20 protein-coding genes are annotated in these 17,079 nt (G+C 72.8%); 15 read left to right on the forward strand and 5 right to left on the reverse strand.

Translation table 11 applies throughout. The features are described from left to right. The 9 genes from CHF15_RS34270 (at position 1) to CHF15_RS34310 (ending at position 7,477) form a co-directional block, all read left to right on the forward strand. A complete protein-coding gene (locus CHF15_RS34270; RefSeq protein ID WP_089227811.1) occupies positions 1 to 621 on the forward strand; it encodes a riboflavin synthase in 621 nt (206 codons plus the stop codon). After that, positions 618 to 1,271 carry a nicotinamide mononucleotide transporter family protein gene (locus CHF15_RS34275; protein WP_089227812.1) on the forward strand — a complete coding sequence of 218 codons (654 nt, stop codon included), beginning with the start codon at positions 618 to 620 and terminating at the stop codon, positions 1,269 to 1,271. Before CHF15_RS34270 ends, CHF15_RS34275 begins: the two co-directional genes overlap by 4 nt. Continuing rightward, positions 1,268 to 2,557: a bifunctional 3,4-dihydroxy-2-butanone-4-phosphate synthase/GTP cyclohydrolase II gene (locus CHF15_RS34280; protein ID WP_089227813.1), complete on the forward strand. Its 1,290-nt coding sequence runs from the start codon at positions 1,268 to 1,270 to the stop codon at positions 2,555 to 2,557. The genes CHF15_RS34275 and CHF15_RS34280 overlap by 4 nt, the downstream gene beginning before the upstream one ends. Positions 2,558 to 2,666: 109 nt before the next feature. Further along, positions 2,667 to 3,152: a 6,7-dimethyl-8-ribityllumazine synthase gene (ribH, locus tag CHF15_RS34285; protein ID WP_018564146.1), complete on the forward strand. Its 486-nt coding sequence runs from the start codon at positions 2,667 to 2,669 to the stop codon at positions 3,150 to 3,152. A 34-nt stretch (positions 3,153 to 3,186) separates the two neighbouring features. Next, positions 3,187 to 3,459 (forward strand): phosphoribosyl-ATP diphosphatase, encoded by a 273-nt coding sequence (locus CHF15_RS34290; RefSeq protein WP_089227814.1) that lies wholly within the window; start codon positions 3,187 to 3,189, stop codon positions 3,457 to 3,459. An 83-nt stretch (positions 3,460 to 3,542) separates the two neighbouring features. Continuing rightward, positions 3,543 to 4,403: an ATP phosphoribosyltransferase gene (hisG, locus tag CHF15_RS34295; RefSeq protein WP_089227815.1), complete on the forward strand. Its 861-nt coding sequence runs from the start codon at positions 3,543 to 3,545 to the stop codon at positions 4,401 to 4,403. Then, positions 4,400 to 4,891: a PH domain-containing protein gene (locus tag CHF15_RS34300; RefSeq protein ID WP_089227816.1), complete on the forward strand. Its 492-nt coding sequence runs from the start codon at positions 4,400 to 4,402 to the stop codon at positions 4,889 to 4,891. Before hisG ends, CHF15_RS34300 begins: the two co-directional genes overlap by 4 nt. A 136-nt stretch (positions 4,892 to 5,027) precedes the next feature. Continuing rightward, positions 5,028 to 6,368 carry a hemolysin family protein gene (locus CHF15_RS34305; protein ID WP_089227817.1) on the forward strand — a complete coding sequence of 447 codons (1,341 nt, stop codon included), beginning with the start codon at positions 5,028 to 5,030 and terminating at the stop codon, positions 6,366 to 6,368. Continuing rightward, positions 6,365 to 7,477 carry a hemolysin family protein gene (locus tag CHF15_RS34310; RefSeq protein WP_089227818.1) on the forward strand — a complete coding sequence of 371 codons (1,113 nt, stop codon included), beginning with the start codon at positions 6,365 to 6,367 and terminating at the stop codon, positions 7,475 to 7,477. The genes CHF15_RS34305 and CHF15_RS34310 overlap by 4 nt, the downstream gene beginning before the upstream one ends. A gap of 58 nt (positions 7,478 to 7,535) precedes the next feature. Here CHF15_RS34310 and CHF15_RS34315 read toward each other — a convergent pair whose 3' ends face one another. Both CHF15_RS34315 and CHF15_RS34320 read right to left on the reverse strand, forming a co-directional pair. After that, the gene (locus CHF15_RS34315; protein ID WP_089227819.1) at positions 7,536 to 9,440 is read right to left on the reverse strand and encodes an AAA family ATPase; all 1,905 of its coding nucleotides are present in this window, start codon (positions 9,438 to 9,440) and stop codon (positions 7,536 to 7,538) included. Between the two features lie 394 nt (positions 9,441 to 9,834). After that, on the reverse strand, positions 9,835 to 10,455 hold the full coding sequence (locus tag CHF15_RS34320) for a uridine kinase family protein (RefSeq protein ID WP_089227820.1): 621 nt from the start codon (positions 10,453 to 10,455) through the stop codon (positions 9,835 to 9,837). Between the two features lie 71 nt (positions 10,456 to 10,526). Here CHF15_RS34320 and CHF15_RS34325 point away from each other — a divergent pair, with 71 nt between their 5' ends. Continuing rightward, complete coding sequence (locus CHF15_RS34325) at positions 10,527 to 11,651, forward strand: M24 family metallopeptidase (protein ID WP_089227821.1); 1,125 nt, start codon at positions 10,527 to 10,529, stop codon at positions 11,649 to 11,651. A 131-nt stretch (positions 11,652 to 11,782) separates the two neighbouring features. Continuing rightward, on the forward strand, positions 11,783 to 12,175 hold the full coding sequence (locus CHF15_RS34330; RefSeq protein WP_089227822.1) for an STAS domain-containing protein: 393 nt from the start codon (positions 11,783 to 11,785) through the stop codon (positions 12,173 to 12,175). Between the two features lie 2 nt (positions 12,176 to 12,177). Here CHF15_RS34330 and CHF15_RS34335 read toward each other — a convergent pair whose 3' ends face one another. Beyond that, positions 12,178 to 13,194, reverse strand: a complete 1,017-nt coding sequence (locus CHF15_RS34335) for a DUF3048 domain-containing protein (RefSeq protein ID WP_458363518.1) — start codon at positions 13,192 to 13,194, stop codon at positions 12,178 to 12,180. An 85-nt stretch (positions 13,195 to 13,279) separates the two neighbouring features. Between CHF15_RS34335 and CHF15_RS34340 the strand changes: the two genes are divergently transcribed. Further along, the gene (locus tag CHF15_RS34340) at positions 13,280 to 13,897 is read left to right on the forward strand and encodes a transglutaminase-like domain-containing protein (protein WP_089227824.1); all 618 of its coding nucleotides are present in this window, start codon (positions 13,280 to 13,282) and stop codon (positions 13,895 to 13,897) included. 44 nt (positions 13,898 to 13,941) lie between these two features. On the opposite strand, the gene CHF15_RS34345 is transcribed toward CHF15_RS34340, so the two are convergent. Together CHF15_RS34345 and CHF15_RS34350 are read right to left on the reverse strand one after the other, a co-directional pair. After that, entirely contained in the window at positions 13,942 to 14,682 is a 741-nt protein-coding gene (locus CHF15_RS34345; RefSeq protein ID WP_089227825.1) for a lysophospholipid acyltransferase family protein, read from the reverse strand. A gap of 140 nt (positions 14,683 to 14,822) precedes the next feature. After that, entirely contained in the window at positions 14,823 to 15,239 is a 417-nt protein-coding gene (locus tag CHF15_RS34350) for a DUF4395 domain-containing protein (RefSeq protein ID WP_026251912.1), read from the reverse strand. An 87-nt stretch (positions 15,240 to 15,326) separates the two neighbouring features. Between CHF15_RS34350 and CHF15_RS34355 the strand changes: the two genes are divergently transcribed. From CHF15_RS34355 to CHF15_RS34365, 3 genes are all read left to right on the forward strand, one after another. Beyond that, positions 15,327 to 15,740: a TlpA family protein disulfide reductase gene (locus CHF15_RS34355; RefSeq protein WP_089227826.1), complete on the forward strand. Its 414-nt coding sequence runs from the start codon at positions 15,327 to 15,329 to the stop codon at positions 15,738 to 15,740. Positions 15,741 to 15,954: 214 nt separating this feature from the next. Next, positions 15,955 to 16,554: a flavin reductase family protein gene (locus CHF15_RS34360; RefSeq protein ID WP_245939180.1), complete on the forward strand. Its 600-nt coding sequence runs from the start codon at positions 15,955 to 15,957 to the stop codon at positions 16,552 to 16,554. 204 nt (positions 16,555 to 16,758) lie between these two features. Continuing rightward, a partial coding sequence (locus tag CHF15_RS34365; protein ID WP_410169678.1) for an electron transfer flavoprotein subunit beta/FixA family protein occupies positions 16,759 to 17,079 on the forward strand: 321 nt, incomplete at its 3' end.

Genomic DNA, 17,079 nt, shown 5'->3' on the forward strand with positions numbered 1-17,079 from the left:
GTGTTCACCGGAATCGTCGAAGAGCTGGGCGACCTCGTCGCCGTCGAGGACCTGGGCGACGCATCCCGCTTCCGTCTGCGCGGTCCGGTCGTCACCGAGGGCGCCAAGCACGGCGACTCGATCGCGGTCAACGGGGTGTGCCTCACCGTCGTCGACACCGCGGACGGCGAGTTCACCGCCGACGTGATGGCCGAGACCCTCAAGCGCTCCAGCCTCGGCGCGCTGCAGCCCGGAAGCCGGGTCAACCTGGAGCGTCCCATGGCGCTCGGCGGCCGCCTCGGCGGCCACCTCGTCCAGGGCCACGTGGACGGCACCGGCGCGGTCATCTCCCGCACCCCCGCCGAGCACTGGGAGATCGTGAAGGTCTCGCTCCCGGCGGAGCTGTCCCGCTACGTCGTCGAGAAGGGCTCGATCACCGTCGACGGCATCAGCCTCACCGTCGTCGAGGCCGGCCCCGACTTCTTCTCCGTCAGCCTGATCCCGACCACCCTCGCCCTCACCACGCTCGGCTTCAAGCAGCCCGGCGACCCGGTGAACCTGGAGGTCGACGTGATCGCCAAGTACGTCGAGCGGCTGTACGGGGAGCGGGCCGGCGCCCCGAAGGGGGCTCCGGCGGAATGAGCGCCCTCGACACCCTGAACAGTGTCGCCTTCTCCGCCTTCGGTGAGCACTTCAAGTGGACCGACGTGGTCGGCAACGGCCTCGGCCTCGCCGGGCTCGCGCTCGGCTGGCGCCGCTCGGTGTGGGCCTGGCCGGTCCAGCTGCTGTCCGGCGTGGTGCTGGTCGCCGCGTACTGGTCGGCGCAGCTCACCGGCGGCGTCGGCAAGCAGCTGCTGGTGATCGCCGTCGCCGTGTGGGGCTGGTTCCAGTGGCGCCGCGGCGTCCGGGACGGCGGCGAGATCCGGGTCCGCTTCGCCACCTGGCGGGAGCGGGGCGTGCTGGTCGCCGGTACGGCGGCCGGACTGTTCGCGGTCGTCGGCCTCTTCACGCTCTACCCGTCGCTGTCCTGGAACCCCTGGCCGGACGCCTACATCTTCGTCGGCACCGTCGCCGCGATGGTGGCCATGGCCAGGGGCTGGGTCGAGTTCTGGTTCGCCTGGCTGGCCGTCGACGCGGTCGGCGTCCCCCTCGCCTGGAACAGCGACCTCAAGTTCTCCGCGCTCGTGTACGTCATCTACTTCGTTCTCGTGATCGCCGGCATGTACGCCTGGTGGCAGCAGACCCGGGTCCCGCGGCACGGCGGGCCCGTCCTGGAAGGAGCGGCCGCATGACCACCGCACTGCACTCCCTCTACGTGGCGGAGGACGCCCCGATCGTCCTCGACCCCGTCGAGCGTGCGATCGCCGACATAGCTGCCGGCCGGCCCGTCGTCGTCGTGGACGACGAGAACCGCGAGAACGAGGGCGACCTCATCATCGCGGCGGAGAAGGCCACCCCGGAGATCGTCGCCTTCATGATGACCGAGTGCCGTGGTCTGATCTGCGTGCCCATGGAGGAGCACGACCTGGACCGGCTCGACCTGCCGCAGATGGTGGACTCCAACACCGAGTCCATGCAGACCGCGTTCACCGTCTCGGTCGACGCGAGCGGAGCCCACGGGGTCACCACCGGCATCTCCGCCGCCGACCGCGCGACCACCATCCGGCTGCTGGCCTCCGGCGGCTCCGCCCCCGGCGACTTCGTCCGGCCCGGCCACGTCTTCCCGCTGCGCGCCAAGTCCGGCGGCGTCCTGACCCGCAACGGCCACACCGAGGCGGGCGTCGACCTGGCCCGGCTCGCCGGGCTGCGCCCGGCCGCGGCCATCGTGGAGATCGCCAACGAGGACGGGACGATGGCCCGCCTCCCCGAGCTCGTCCACTTCGCGCGCAAGCACGGCCTGGCCATCATCTCCATCGAGGACCTGGTCGCCTACCGCCGCAGCTCGGAGCCGACCGTGCGCCGGGAGGCCGAGACCCGGCTGCCCACCGCCTTCGGCGACTTCCGCGCCTACGGCTACCGCAGCACCGCCGACGGCATCGAGCACATCGCCCTCGCCGCCGGCGAGATCGGCGACGGCGAGGACGTCCTGGTCCGCGTCCACTCCGAGTGCCTCACCGGCGACGTCTTCCACTCGCTGCGCTGCGACTGCGGACCGCAGCTCCAGGCCTCACTCGAAAAGGTGGCGGCCGAGGGCCGGGGCGTCGTGGTCTACCTCCGCGGCCACGAGGGCCGGGGCATCGGCCTGATGTCCAAGCTGCGCGCGTACGAGCTCCAGGAGCGCGGCCGGGACACGCTCGACGCCAACCTCGAACTCGGACTGCCCGCCGACGCCCGCGACTACGGGGCGGCCGCCCAGATGCTCGACGACCTCGGCGTGCGCTCCCTGCGCCTGATGACCAACAACCCCGACAAGACCGACGCCCTCGAACGGCACGGCCTGAAGGTCGTCGAACGCGTCGCCATGCCGATCGCGGCCGGCGAGCACAACCTGCGGTACCTGCGCACCAAGCGGGACCGCATGGGCCACGACCTGCCCTGGCTGGACCCGGCCCCCACCGGCGCCTGCGGCAACCAGTAGCCCCGAAGCGGCACCACGAAAGCCCGCACGACCTGCACGACCCGCACGACCTGCAGCATCAGAACCACCAGAACAAGAACGAGCAAGAACGAGCAAGGAGAAGACGGACGTGAGCGGTAAGGGCGCCCCCGAGCTGACCGTGAAGAACTGTGGTGACCTGCGCGTGGCCGTGATCGCGGCGCAGTGGCACGTGCAGGTGATGGACGGCCTGGTCGACGGCGCCCTGCGCGCCCTCAGCGACCTGGGCATCGACGAGCCGACCCTGCTGCGCGTGCCGGGCAGCTTCGAACTGCCGGTCGCCGCCAAGGTGCTGGCGAGCCGGGGCTACGACGCGGTCGTCGCCCTCGGCGTCGTCATCCGCGGCGGGACACCGCACTTCGAGTACGTCTGCCAGGGCGTGACCCAGGGCCTGACCCAGGTCTCGGTGGACACCGGTGTGCCGATCGGCTTCGGCGTGCTCACCTGCGACACCGAGGAACAGGCCCTGGACCGCGCCGGACTGCCCGGCTCGAACGAGGACAAGGGACACGAGGCGGTCACCGCCGCGATCGCCACCGCGACCGTCCTGCGTTCAGTATCCGAGCCGTGGCGCTGAGGTAGGGGCGCTTCCGCGTAGGGTGGGGACCACCATGGCCAAGAAGACATTCGAGGAGCTCTTCGCCGAGCTCCAGCACAAGGCCGCCACCGGCGACCCCAGCACCTCCCGGACCGCCGAACTGGTGGGCAAGGGAGTGCACGCGATCGGCAAGAAGGTGGTCGAGGAGGCCGCCGAGGTGTGGATGGCAGCCGAGTACGAGGGCGCCGACCGCACCGCGGAGGAGATCTCCCAGCTGCTGTACCACCTGCAGGTGATGATGGTCGCCCGGGGCATCGCCCTCGACGACGTATACGCTCATCTCTGAGCGGATCATCACCGACCGGCCCCACCCCGCGCGCCGCCCCACGCCCCCTCCCACCCACATCCGAGATACGAAGGAACGTCTCCATGCTGCGCATCGCCGTCCCCAACAAGGGTTCACTGTCCGGACCTGCGTCGGCGATGCTGCATGAGGCCGGCTACCGCCAGCGCAAGGACTCCAAGGAACTCGTCCTCGTCGACGGCGAGAACGAGGTCGAGTTCTTCTACCTGCGCCCGCGCGACATCGCCATCTACGTCGGCTCGGGCCGCCTCGACATCGGCATCACCGGCCGCGACCTGCTGCTGGACTCCGGTGCCAACGCCGAGGAGATCCTGCAGCTCGGCTTCGCCCGCTCCACCTTCCGCTACGCCACCACCCCCGGCGGCGTGACGGACGTGAAGGAGTTCGGCGGCAAGACGGTCGCCACCTCCTACCCGGAGATCGTCAGGAGGCACCTCGCCGACAACGCGGTGGAGGCCTCCGTGGTCCGCCTCGACGGCGCCGTCGAGACCTCCATCCACCTCGGTGTGGCGGACGTCATCGCCGACGTCGTCGAGACGGGCACCTCGCTGCGCAACGCCGGGCTGGAGGTCATCGGGGAGCCGATCCTCGACTCCGAGGCGGTCGTCATCCGCCGGGCCGGCGCCGGCGGCGAGGACGCGGCGGCCGAGCCGAAGGTGCAGCAGTTCCTGCGCCGCCTCCAGGGCGTCCTGGTGGCCCGCCGCTACGTGATGATGGACTACGACATCCGTGTCGAGCACGTCGAGCGGGCCATCGCCCTCACGCCGGGCCTCGAGTCGCCGACCGTCTCCCCGCTGCACCACGAGGGCTGGGTCGCCGTCCGCGCCATGGTCCCCAGCCGCGAGGCCCAGCGGATCATGGACGAGCTGTACGAGCTCGGCGCACGGGCCATCCTCACCACCGGGATCCACGCGTGCCGTCTGTGACCTCGCCCACCCCGTCCACCGTGCCCGCGGAACTCCCCGCGCTGCCCGTCACCTTCCGGCCCGCCCGCACCCGCGCGGTGCTGCTGGGCCTGGGTGCCGGGCTGCTCGCGGCCTTCGTCGCGATCGCCGTCCTGCTTCCCTCGGACGGCGCACGGCCCTGGCACACCTCGGACCGGATCTATCTCGTGCTCACCGGTCTGCTGGTCGCCGGGGTGCTCGCGCTGCTCAGCCGCCCCAAGGTGACCGCCGACCGCGACGGTGTGACCGTCGTCAACCTGACGACCCGCCGCCGGCTGGAATGGGCGCAGGTCCTGCGGGTGAACCTGCGTACCGGCGACCCGTGGGTGTACCTCGACCTCGCGGACGGCACCAGCCTGGCCGCCATGGGGATCCAGCCCGGGATCGGACGCGCCCGCGCGTTGCGCGACGCGCGCGCCCTGCGGGCCCTCGCCGAGGCGTACGGTACCGGCAAGCCGATGGCGCACTAGACCTGCCGCCACGGCCCGCTTCTTCATTACTCTGGAACCTTCGCAACGACCCGAGGAGTGACACCCAATCCCCGATGGACGGATCGTCCGGTAGTACCTGCGCCGCCTCTCCCCCTCGACATACGGGAGCGGCGGCATGAGCGCCTCGTTGCTGCTGCTTGCGGCAGCCTTCCTCCTGATCCTCGCGAACGGCTTCTTCGTCGCCGCCGAATTCGGCCTGGTGACCGTCGAGCGGCCCGCCGCGGAACGTGCCGCCGCCGAGGGTGACCGCAGGGCCCGCAGTGTCGTGGAGGCGCTGCGCAAGCTGTCCTTCCAGCTGTCGGGCACCCAGCTCGGCATCACGATCACCTCACTGGTGGTCGGCATGCTGGCCGAACCCGCCCTCGCCGACCTGTTCTCCGGACCGCTCACCTCGGTGGGCGTACCCGAGGGCGCCGCGCCCGCCGTGGCCGTGGTGATCGGCATGATCCTCGCCTCGGCCGTCCAGATGGTCATCGGCGAGCTCGTCCCGAAGAACTGGGCGGTGTCCCGTCCGCTGGAGGTGGCCCGTTTTGTGGCCGGGCCGCAGCGGGCCTTCTCCGCCCTGTTCCGCCCGGTGATCGAGGCCCTCAACGCCGCCGCGAACCGCCTGGTGCGGGCGCTGGGCGTGGAGCCCGCAGAGGAGCTGGCCTCCGCGCGCACCCCCACCGAGCTGGTCTCGCTGGCCCGCCACTCCGCCCGCGCCGGGGCCCTCGAGCAGGACACTGCGGACCTCTTCGTCCGCACCATCTCCCTCGGCGACCTCACCGCGGAGAACGTGATGACCCCGCGGGTGCGCGTCAGCGCCCTGCAGGACACCGCCACCGCCGCGGACGTCCTCAACCTGACCCGGGCCACCGGGCTGTCCCGCTTCCCGGTGTACCGGGAGCGGCTGGACGACATCGTCGGCATGGCCAGCCTGAAGGACGCCCTCGCCGTCCCGGCCCACCTGCGCGACCGCACACCGGTCGGCAGGGTCACGGTCGCCCCGCTGCTCGTCCCGGAGACGCTGCCGGTGCAGCCGCTCCTCGAGCAGCTGCGCCGCGAGCAGCCGATCGCCGTGGTCGTCGACGAGTACGGCGGCACCGCCGGCGTCGTCACCCTGGAGGACATCGTCGAGGAGCTCGTCGGAGAGGTGCGCGATGAGCACGACAGCGCCGACCTGCCCGAGCTGGCGACCGCCCCCGCCGAGAACGGCAACCCCGTCTGGGACGCCGACGGCGGCTGCCGGATCGACCTGCTGGAGCGCATAGGGCTGGAGGCCCCCGAGGGTCCGTACGAGACGGTGGCCGGCCTCGTCGCCGACCTCCTCGAACGCATCCCCGAGCCGGGGGACACCGCGGTGCTGCCCGGCTGGGAGCTGCGGGTGCGCGAGGTCGCGCACCACCGCGCGGAAAGGGTTCGCCTGGTCCGCGTCGGGTTCGAGGAGCCCGAGGACGGGCAGGAGGGCGGGCGATGAGCTTCCTGCAGCTGTTCTTCGCCGCTCTGCTGGTGCTCGGCAACGGCTTCTTCGTCGGCGCCGAGTTCGCCCTGGTCTCCGTACGGCGCAGCCAGATCGAGCCGCTCGCCGGCTCGCAGCGGCGGGCCCGTACGGTCCTGCACGGGCTGGAGAACCTGCCCCAGATGATGGCGGCGGCGCAGTTCGGCATCACGGTCTGCTCCCTGACCCTGGGCGCGGTCGCCGAGCCGACCGTCGCCCACCTGCTGGAGCCGGTCTTCGAGGCGATCCACCTGCCCGAAGGGCTGATCCATCCGCTCGGATACGTCATCGCCCTCGCCGTCGTGGTCTTCCTGCACCTCGTCATCGGCGAGATGGTCCCCAAGAACCTGGCGATGGCCGCGCCCGAGAAGACCGCGCTGTGGCTCAGCCCCGGCCTGGTCGGCTTCGCACGTCTGTTCCGGCCGGTCATCGCGGTGCTCGGCTGGTGCGCCAAGATCGTGCTGCGGCTGTTCCGGGTGGAGCCCAAGGACGAGATCGACGCGGTCTTCACCAGCGAGGAGCTGACGGTGCTCGTCGAGGACGCCCGGCAGGCCGGACTCCTCGACGACGACGCCCAGGAGCGCCTGGAGGACGCGCTGGAGCTGGGCACCCGCCCGGTCACGGACGTCCTGCTGTCCCCGGAGGAGCTGGTGACGGTCGACGCGTCCGTCACCCCCGCCGAGGTCGAGGAGCTGACCGTGCGCACCGGCTACTCGCGCTTCCCGGTGGCCGGACCGGAGGGGGCCTACCTCGGCTACCTCCACGTGAAGGACGTCCTCGACCTGGAGGACACCGGCAGGCCCGTCCCGGCGCGGCTGTGGCGGCCGATGGCCACCCTCCGCGCGGAGCTGCCGCTGGACGACGCGCTCACCCAGATGCGGCGGGCCGCGTCGCACCTGGCGGCGGTCGCGGACTCCGGCGGTCGCGTGCTGGGGCTGGTCGCGCTGGAGGACGTGCTGGAGATGCTGGTCGGCGAGGTCCGCGACCCGGCGCACCGGGAGGTCCCGGAGCCCGGGAAGCCCGGCGCCGCCCCGGCCGCCGAGGAGCCCGGCGAGGTCGCCCGGCCGCCGCGTGTGATGGCGGGCTGACCCGGGAACCCACGCGAGAGGGGCCCGGGCGCATGCGCTCGGGCCCCTCTCGCGTCGTTCACTCCATGGGCTCGGGCGGCGGCAGCCCGGGGCCACGGCCCGACAGCACCTCGCCGTAGGCCTGCATCAGGTCGGGCAGGCGCAGCGTGGACAGGTCGTCCCGGGACGGCTGCCCCGCGTAGCCGGACAGCCGCAGGTCGCGGTAGGCGCAGCTCTTCTCGTACAGGGTCCGCAGGAAGCGGCCGTTGCCCAGCTCGTCGATCCAGCCCTGGTCGACGACGTGGCCGCTGATGGCGAGCAGCTCCTCCAGGGCCTCGTCGTCCCAGCGGTCGCCGTTGTCGGCGGCGAGGACCTCGCCGATGCTGGTCAGCTCGTGCGGACGGTAGCTGGGGAAGTCGACCCGGGTGGTGAAGCGCGAGCCGAGGCCGGGGTTGGCCGCCAGCAGGCGGTCCATGCCCTCGGGGTAGCCGGCGAGGATGACGACCAGGCGGTCGCGATTGTCCTCCGCGCGCTTGAGCAGGACCTGCAGCGCCTCGTCGCCGTAGGCGTCGCCCTTGCTGTAGCCCGAGTTGGACAGTGCGTACGCCTCGTCGACGAAGAGCACCCCGCCGAGCGCGGAGTCGATCAGCTCGTTGGCCTTGACGGCCGTCTGCCCCAGGAACTCGCCCACGAGGTCGGCGCGTTGCGCCTCGACCAGATGGTCGCCGCCCAGCAGACCGAGAGCGTAGAAGACGCGGCCGAGGATGCGTGCCACCGTGGTCTTGCCGGTGCCGGAGGGCCCGGAGAAGACGAAGTGCCGCTTGGGCGGCTGCACCGGAAGGCCCTGTCCCGACCGCAGCCGCGCCATCCGCAACTGGGCCGACAGCGCCCGCACCTGGCGCTTGACGGGCTCCAGGCCCACCATGCGGTCGAGTTCGGCCAGCGCCTGGGAGAGCAGCACCGGGTCCGGGGCCGTGACCGGGACCTGTGGAACGACGGGGGAGACCGGCAGGATCGCCTTCTCCCGGATGTCGTCGTCGATCGGGCCGACCGCGCCCAGCGGATCGTCCAGGACCGAGCCCGCACCCAGACCGCCCGGCATGGCGGCGGCACCGGCCCGGGCGTCGAGCGGATCGGGCTCGGGCGGCAGCGCCTCCGGCCCGGTCTGGCCGTAGCCCTGCAGGGTCACCGGGGCCAGGTCGGCCGTACCGTCGGTGAGGCCGTCCGACTCGTCGATCGCGGCGAGCCGCGCGGCGGTGTCCATGAACGCCGGGTCGACCCTCTGCACCGCCTGGTACAGGGGGAGCGCGGCCGCGGTGCGGCCGGTGCCCTCGTACGCGCGGGCCAGCCAGTAGCGGAGTTCCTTGCGCTGCGGCTGCTCGCTGCGGCAGCGCATCAGGGCCGTCGTCAGCAGCGGCTCGGCCTGCCCGTACAGCTCCAGCCGGACCCGGGCCATCCCTCCGAACAGGCCGGCCTCGATGCCCAGCACCTGGTCGCCGAGGAGCGGTTCGGTGTGGCGCACCAACTGGTCCCAGTCCTTGACCAGATAGGCCCGGCAGGCGTGCAGGAAGCGGACGTGCGGATCGGTGTCGATCGGCGGGCACTCGGCCAGGGCCCGGTCCAGCTCCGCGATGTGGCGGCCGTCGAGCCAGTGGGAGGCGTGCGCGAGCAGCAGGTCGCGGCGGGTCTCCAGTACCGGCTGCACCCACCAGCCCAGCCAGTACCAGGAGTTCATCGACCGGCGGTAGGCGCTGCGCTGCTCGCCGAAGCGGTCGCGGTGCCGGTACATCTGCAGCAGCGCGGTGGAGGTGTCCGCGCGCAGCGCGTGCAGTCCGAGCCAGGCGTCCGCCATGCCGGGGTCGAGGCGGACCGCGGCGCGGAACTCCTCCTCGGCCTGGGTGTATGCGCCCATGGTGTAGGCCTCGACGGCCCGTACCCAGGCGAGATCGGCGGGGGCGCCCGAATGCTCTGTGCCGAAGTCCATCAGGTCCCCACCAGCCGTTCCCCCCGGTGCCGCCCGCCGTACGCCGCTCCAACCAGGTTACGCGAAGCGGAAGTTGGTGCCAGGTGGACGCCACCTTCCCGGGGCGGCGCACCCGTTGGCATGGTACCCGCGCGGGCCCCGTGGGCCGTAGAGCGACGCGGACGGTGACGTTGGGTGAGCAACTGGCTGCCGTGCGGGGCCGGATCACCCGCAGAGGGCAGAACGAAGCCCCCGGTCACGGGGGAACAACCGGGGGCTTCGCGTCTGAGGCGCGGTCGACGGTGACCGCGCATTCAGAACGTAAGTCCTGTACGGCCCCCGGGTCAAGCGGCCTTGAGGCACCGTTCCGGCGGTCTCCGGGCGGCCACAGCGCACCGGCTGCGAGCGGTCACGGTCAGTGACGGAGGGCCTCGGTGAGCGGGGTGCCCGCGGGCTGTTCCCGTAGCTCGTAGCCGTCCGGACGCTGGTGCACCAGCAGATCCGCGAACGGGCGGGAGGGGTCGGCGGCGAAGTGCGCGTCCTGCGCCCGCATCCAGCCGGCCCAGAACCCGGCCAGCTCGGGGCCGTCCCGGCGCTCGCCGCGCTCGCGTGCCGTCTCCCGTGCCACCTCCAGCCAGAGCAGGCCGGCCAGCCAGGGGCGCAGCTCGCGGCGGCCGACCCCCACGCCCTCCAGCAGGACCACGGGGGCCGGCGGCACCTCCAGGGTCGTCGCGAAACGTCGCGCCACCCAGTCGTACTTCGCGGGCCGGGCCGTGTCACCGCGGCGCAGCGGCTCCAGCACCTGCTCGCGCAGCCGCCCGGTCCATTCGAACAGCTCCTCGTGCGTGGCCAGATCGTCGAGGTGGACGACGGGAGCGCCGTCCAATGCGGACGCCAGCGCGGCGGCGAAGGTCGTCTTGCCGGATCCGGCGTGGCCGTCCACGGCGACGAGCCGCACGGGCCCGCAGGACGGCGGAAGGGCGCGCAGCCGGGCGGCGAGCGCCCGAAGCGCCCCGGGAGTGGCGTGGTGGTCCATCGGGGCCAGCCTACGACCTGCGCCGACGCAAGCGACTGCGGAGGGTGCCAGGGGCGTCTACGGTAAGAGTCGTGACCGACTCCGCAGCATCCCTGTACCCCCCGGAGCGACTCGAACTCGCCCGCAAGGCCGCCGCCGACGCGGGACTCGACGCGCTGCTCGTCTCGCCGGGCCCCGACCTGCGCTACCTCACCGGCTACCACGCCCATCTCACCGAGCGCCTGGTGTGCCTGGCGCTTCCGGTGCTCGGCGACCCCTTCCTCGTCGTGCCCCACCTGGAGAAGCCCGGCGCCGAGGCCTCCCCGCTCGGCGCGCTCGGCGTCGACGTCGTCGCCTGGGGCGAGACCGAGGACCCGTACGCCCTGGTCGCCGGCCGGCTGCCGCGGGGGACGGCGCGGGTGGCCGTCGACAACCACATGTGGGCCGAGAAGGTGCTCGCCTTCCGTGCGGCCCTCCCCGGCACCGAGCAGAGCCTGGCCGGCGACGTGCTGCGCGAACTGCGGATGCGCAAGTCGGCCGCGGAGACCGAGGCGCTGCGCCGGGCCGCGGGCGCCATCGACCGGGTGCACCGCCGCATGGGGGAGTGGCTCAGGGCCGGGCGCACCGAGCGCGAGGTCGCCCGTGACGTCGCCGATGCCGTCATCGAGGCGGGGCACACCACCGTCGACTTCGTCATCGTCGCCTCGGGCCCGAACGGGGCCAGCCCGCACCACGAGGTCTCCGACCGGGTGATCCGGGCCGGCGACCCGGTCGTCGTCGACATCGGCGGCACCACCCAGGACGGCTACTGCTCCGACTCCACCCGCACCTACGCGGTCGGTGAACCGCCCGCGGAGTTCCGCGAGATGTACGAGGTGCTGCGGCGCGCCCAGCACGCCCAGACCGACGCCGTCCGCCCCGGGATCACCGCCGAGGAACTCGACGCGGTCGGGCGGGACATCATCGCCGCGGCCGGCTACGGCGAGCACTTCATCCACCGCACCGGCCACGGCATCGGGCTGGAGACGCACGAGGAGCCGTACATCGTCGCGGGCAGCTCCCGGCCGCTGGAGCCGGGCATGGCCTTCTCCGTGGAGCCCGGGATCTACCTCCCGGACCGCTTCGGCGCCCGGATCGAGGACATCGCCGTCTGCACGCCCGAGGGCGGAGAACGGCTCAACCAGACCTCGCGGGACCTGGTCGTCCTGTCTGTTTAGTCCCATGTGTTGACGCCCGGTACGGCAGGGGGGTATTCCGTACACGCGACGGTGTGCGCGGCGCGTTCGCCGCGCGCGGCGCACACCCCGCGTCAGGGGCCCAGCAGGAAGCGGCAGTCGGGGGGCCGGGCGTGTTCGACGACGAGCATGACTTCGGGGTGCGGCAATGGACGGTCGGCGGCACGACCGTGGTGGAACTGACGGGGGAGCTCGACCTGTGCGCCGGCGTGCTGGCGGCCGCGCGCCTGGACGCGGTGACCGCCGGAGCGCGGCCCGACGTCGTGGTGGACCTGCGCGGGGTGAGCTTCATGGACTGCAGCGGTCTGTCGGTCCTGATCCGGGCCCGCAAGCGGACCCTCGACCGCGGCGGCCGGTTCGGCGTCGTCGGCGACAGCCCCTGCGTGCTGCGGCTGTTGCGGCTGACCCGGACGATCCGGGTCTTCACCGTCCACGACGACCTGGCCTCCGCGCTGGGCGGGGCCGGCGTCCCCGATCCGCCCACTGCGAACGGCGCCATAGCGTGAGCTCAGCGGGGCAGCGGCGCCAGCACGATCCAGACCGGCCCGCGGGCGAAGTTCACCGGCTGCCCGCCGGGCGTGCTGAACCGCGTGCCCGCCGCCGCGTCGGGACGTGACCACGTGGCGTCGTACGCCTTGCCGTCGCGCAGCACCACCGCCCGCCCGGTGCCCACGGTCTCGCTGTACGGGGAGGTGTTCCCCCAGCGGTCGTGGAAGCCGGAGGGGCGGACCGTGACGTACTGGACGACCACCGTCGGCGCGCCGAGCCTGCCGCCGTCGGTCGTGGTGGCCGGGTCGCCGTCGAACGAGACCAGCCAGCGGTCGCCCTCGGCCGACCAGTGCAGGCCCACCGAGCCGTTCGGGTAGCGCACGGTGCGGTCGCGTTGGGGGGTGCCGCCGGGCGGCGCGTCGCCGAAGCGGAAGCCTATGTCGCGGGCGGCGGAGGCGTCCGGAGCCGCGGCGAGGAGCCGATCCGGAGCGGCGTACAGGTTGTGCGGGGCGGGGCGCGACCCGTCGCGTACGTAGGCGCCGGGGGCGTGGGCGGGGGAGACGTCGTACACCGGCGCCTTCGCGACCACCGGCAGCAGCCTGGACTGCGCCCCGGAGAACGCGAGGGCCGGGCTGCCGAACTGCCGCAGCAGTTCCAGGTCCGACTCGCGGGCGCTGCGCACCGGGCCGACCCGGTCGGGCAGTTGGGAGGAGAAGACGGCGAGCAGACGGGTGAGACCGGACTCCACCTGCTCCACGTAGACCAGGTCGGCCCGGCCCAGCCCGGTGTGCGGCCGGGCGGTCCCCACGTTGTCTATCTTCACCGCGAGGACGGGCCCGCCGGTTCTCCCGGGCAGGCCCGTGAAGGGCGACCGGGCGACCGCGCTGGTGCCGGGCACCGACCCCGTCGAGGTGGAGGAGGGCCCACCGGGTGTCCGCTCGGGGCCGCCGCAGCCCCGGCTGACCAGGAACACCGCGAACACCGCCAGCACGACCAGCATCGCCGCTCTCGCGGGACGTCCGGGTGCTCGGGCCACGACGGCCACCCCCGTGCTGCATGGTTATGCTGCCAACGGAAAAGTCAATTGCCGAATCGCTGCGCGTCTTCCTAGTATCCGCCACATGGAGCCCGTACCCCAGACGGCGGACGCGGCCGCCTTCCTCGCGGCGGACGAAGCGGTCGACCACGAGCACCCGCTGGTCCGGGCGACCGCCGCGCGGCTGCGGGCACAGGCCCCCGATCCGTATGCCTATGCCGAGGCGGCGTACACGTTCGTCCGCGACACCATCCCGCACTCCGCGGACTCCGGGGACCCGCGCGTCACCTGGCGCGCCTCCGACGTCCTGGAGCAGCGCACCGGCATCTGCCACGCCAAGGCCCACGCCCTGACCGCACTGCTGCGTGCCGAGGGCATCCCCGCGGGGCTGTGCTACCAGCGGCTCACCCGTGACGACGGCACGGATCCCGTCGTCCACGGGCTCGTCGCCCTCAAGGCGCCCGGTCACGACCGCTGGGCACGGCAGGACCCGCGGGGCAACAAGCCCGGCGTCGACGCCCGCTTCTCCCTCGGGGAGGAACGGCTGGCCTGGGTGCCCCGCCCCGCACTCGGCGAACGCGACTACCCCGGTCTGTACGCCGCACCGCCGGCGGTCGTCCTCACCGCCCTGCGGCAGGCTGCCGACCGGGCGCACCTGTGGCGGCTGCTGCCCACCGACCTGCCGGAGCGGGAGGAGCGTTGACCTCGCCCACCGCCCCCGCCAACCGCCCCCGCCCCCGCGTGCCGTTACTCCGCGGTCGCCGCACGCTCCCGGGCGGCGACGTCCTCCGCCGTGGGGGCGGTGCCGCCCAGGTGCGCGGGCAGCCACCAGTGGTCGTTCGGGCCCGACGGGCGGCCGGTGTACACGCGCTGCGCGTCCTCCAGCAGCTCCTGGACGCGCAGCCGCAGCCGGCGGGTCAGCGCGCCCGGCTTCTCGTCCTGGTGCGGTGTCATCTGCTCGCCCACCCGGATGGAGATGGGGAAGCCGTTGCGGCCCAGCTGGCGCGGCTGGTCCTTGGTCCACAGCCGCTGGGTGCCCCACAGGGCGACCGGCAGCAGCGGCACGCCGGCCTCCATCGCCAGGCGCGCGGCACCGGACTTGAAGGACTTGAGGGTGAAGGACTGCGAGATGGTCGCCTCGGGGAACACGCCGATGATCTCGCCCGAGCGCAGCGCCGTCAGCGCGTGCTTGTACGCGTGCATGCCCTCGGAGCGGTCCACCGGGATGTGCTTCATGGCCCGCATCAGCGGACCGGACACCTTGTGCCGGAACACCGACTCCTTCGCCATGAAACGCACCAGCCGCTTCGCCGGGAGCGCCGTCAGCCCGGCGAACACGAAGTCCAGGTAGCCGATGTGGTTGCTCACCAGCAACGCGCCGCCCTTGCGCGGCACGTGCTCGGTGCCGGAGATGTCGAAACGCAACCCCTGCACCTTGAACATGGTGCGGGCGAAGCCGATGACGGGTGGGTAGACGAGTTCGGCCATGGCTGGGCCCCCTTCTTCGTAGGGGGTGGCCCCCGGCGGAAGTTACGCGGCCGTAGGTTTCCGGTCGCGGGCTGATCGTGCACCGTAAACGGGTGCCGTGTCATCCCGCGTGCCCGTCGTGCGGCGAGATTCTCGTCACGTCACCCGGTCGTACGACGCACCAGCAGGTACATCTCGCAGCCGAGGCAGTAGCCGAACACCGCGTTGAGGAAGGCCGCCGCGAGCGCGCAGGCCGTCGCCGCAAGGCCCAGCCAGGCGAGGCCCGCGGCGTATCCGGCGAGCCCGACGAGAGCGAACGCCAGACCCACCGCCTGCGCGAAGCGCGGCGGGGCAGGGTCCTCGGTCTCGGCCGGCGGCCCCAGCCGGGGCCGTACCGCCACCCGGTACAGCAGGCCGTACGGTGAGTTCTGCACCCCCGCGGCGGCGCCCACCGCGAACACCAGTGCCTGGACGGCCAGCAGCCAGGCGCTGCCGGTGACGAGGACGACGGCCAGCACCACACTGGTCAGGCTTGCGCCGAAGCGCGGTCCACGGGCATCAATGGCGTGAGGGCTCATGGGGGCCATGATTCCGGAACGGACGCCGTCCGGACCCCCTGGAATCATGGCGGTCCTGTGAACGCTGCAACGGCAGGGAGGCCGGAATTGACCGGACTGGTGGTGTGCGTCGCCGTGCTCGCGGCGGCGGGGATCCTCGGCATGCTCCACAAGCGCAGGGACGGAAGGGTACGGGTGCGGGACAAGGACGCGACGCAGCAGCTGACGGCTGGTGAGATCGGCGCGGAACTCGGCGAGCGGGCCACGCTCCTCCAGTTCTCCACCACCTTCTGCGCGCCCTGCCGGGCCACCCGCCGCACCCTCGGCGAGGTGGCGGGCATGGTCGACGGGGTGCGGCACGTGGAGATCGACGCCGAGGCCCACCTCGACCTGGTGCGCCGGCTGGGCATCGTCAGGACTCCGACCGTGCTCGTGCTCGACGCCCGCGGCACCGTCGTGCGGCGCGCGTCGGGCCAGCCGCGCAAGGCCGACGTCATCGCGGCGCTCGGCGCGGCGGTGTGACCCGCGCCCGGTGTATGACCCCCGTCCCACCTGCCGGGGCGCCCTTGACGCGGCCCCGCTCCGATCGTCAGCCTGACGCCATGTCGCGAGACCTCCTTCTGTACTCCCGCTTCGACGTCGACCTCGGTCGGCACGCGAGCGCGCGCTGTCACGACCGTTGAGTGCCCAGGACCCCGCACCCATCCGGCTCGACAGCACGACGAAGGACAACTCCATGACCGCCTCGCCTGACCTCGGCACGCCGGCCGCCACCCCTTCCGGCGTCGTGCCCACCTCGATCCCCGCACCCGCGCCGGTCCCGCTGCCCGCGCCGCCCGTGCCGCCCGCGGTGACCGCCCCCTTCGACCCGACCGCCTTCCGCGCCGTCTTCCGCCGGCACGCCGCCGGGGTCGCGGTCATCACCGCGGCCGGCGCCCGGCCCGCGGGCTTCACGGCCACCTCCCTCACCTCGGTGTCCGCCGATCCGCCCCTGCTCTCCTTCGGGATCAGCAGCACGGGCTCCGCCTGGCGCACCATCGCGGACGCCGGCCACGTGGGCGTCCACATCCTCGGCGAGCACCAGGAGGAGGTGGCCGCCACCTTCGCGCGCAGCGGCGCCGACCGCTTCGCGCCGCCCACCGCGTGGGGACCCGGCCCGTACGGAGTACCGCTCCTGGAGGACGTGCAGGCCTGGCTGGTCGCCCGCGTGCTGGCCCGTATACCCGCCGGCGACCACCGCATCGTCGTCGCCCAGGCCGTGGCGGGTGCCCCCGGGGGCGAGGCGGCCCGCCCGCTGCTCTACCACCACGGCCGGTACAACGCGCTGCGCCACTGACCCCTCCGCACCGGTCCCCGGACCGCGCTCCGGGTCGTCAAGGTCACAGCCCGCCGCCCTTGCCCGCGGGCGGACCGAGGGCTGTACTGGCGAGTAATATTTCTGCCGGGGCGCCGTGCGTCCCGACGGGGAGCCGCCGTCGAAGGCGCCTATGCTGCCTTCACAAGGCCAGTTGACGTACCCATGCAGCAGTAGGAGACAGGCGTGAGCTTGAGGATCGTTGTCGCGGTGAAGTACGTGCCGGATGCCACGGGGGATCGTCATTTCGCGGGGGATCTGACGACGGATCGGGATGCGGTGGATGGTCTGCTGTCGGAGCTGGATGAGTATGCGGTGGAGCAGGCGCTGCAGATCGCTGAGGCGTCGGGTGATGCCGAGGTGACGGTGGTGACGGTGGGTCCGGAGGATGCGAAGGACGCGTTGCGCAAGGCGTTGTCGATGGGTGCGGACAAGGCGGTGCATGTCGAGGACGGCGGGCTTCACGGTAGTGATGTGATGGGGACGTCGTTGGTGCTGGCGAAGGCG

It is taken from the genome of Actinacidiphila glaucinigra, from assembly GCF_900188405.1.
Lineage (GTDB): Bacteria > Actinomycetota > Actinomycetes > Streptomycetales > Streptomycetaceae > Actinacidiphila > Actinacidiphila glaucinigra.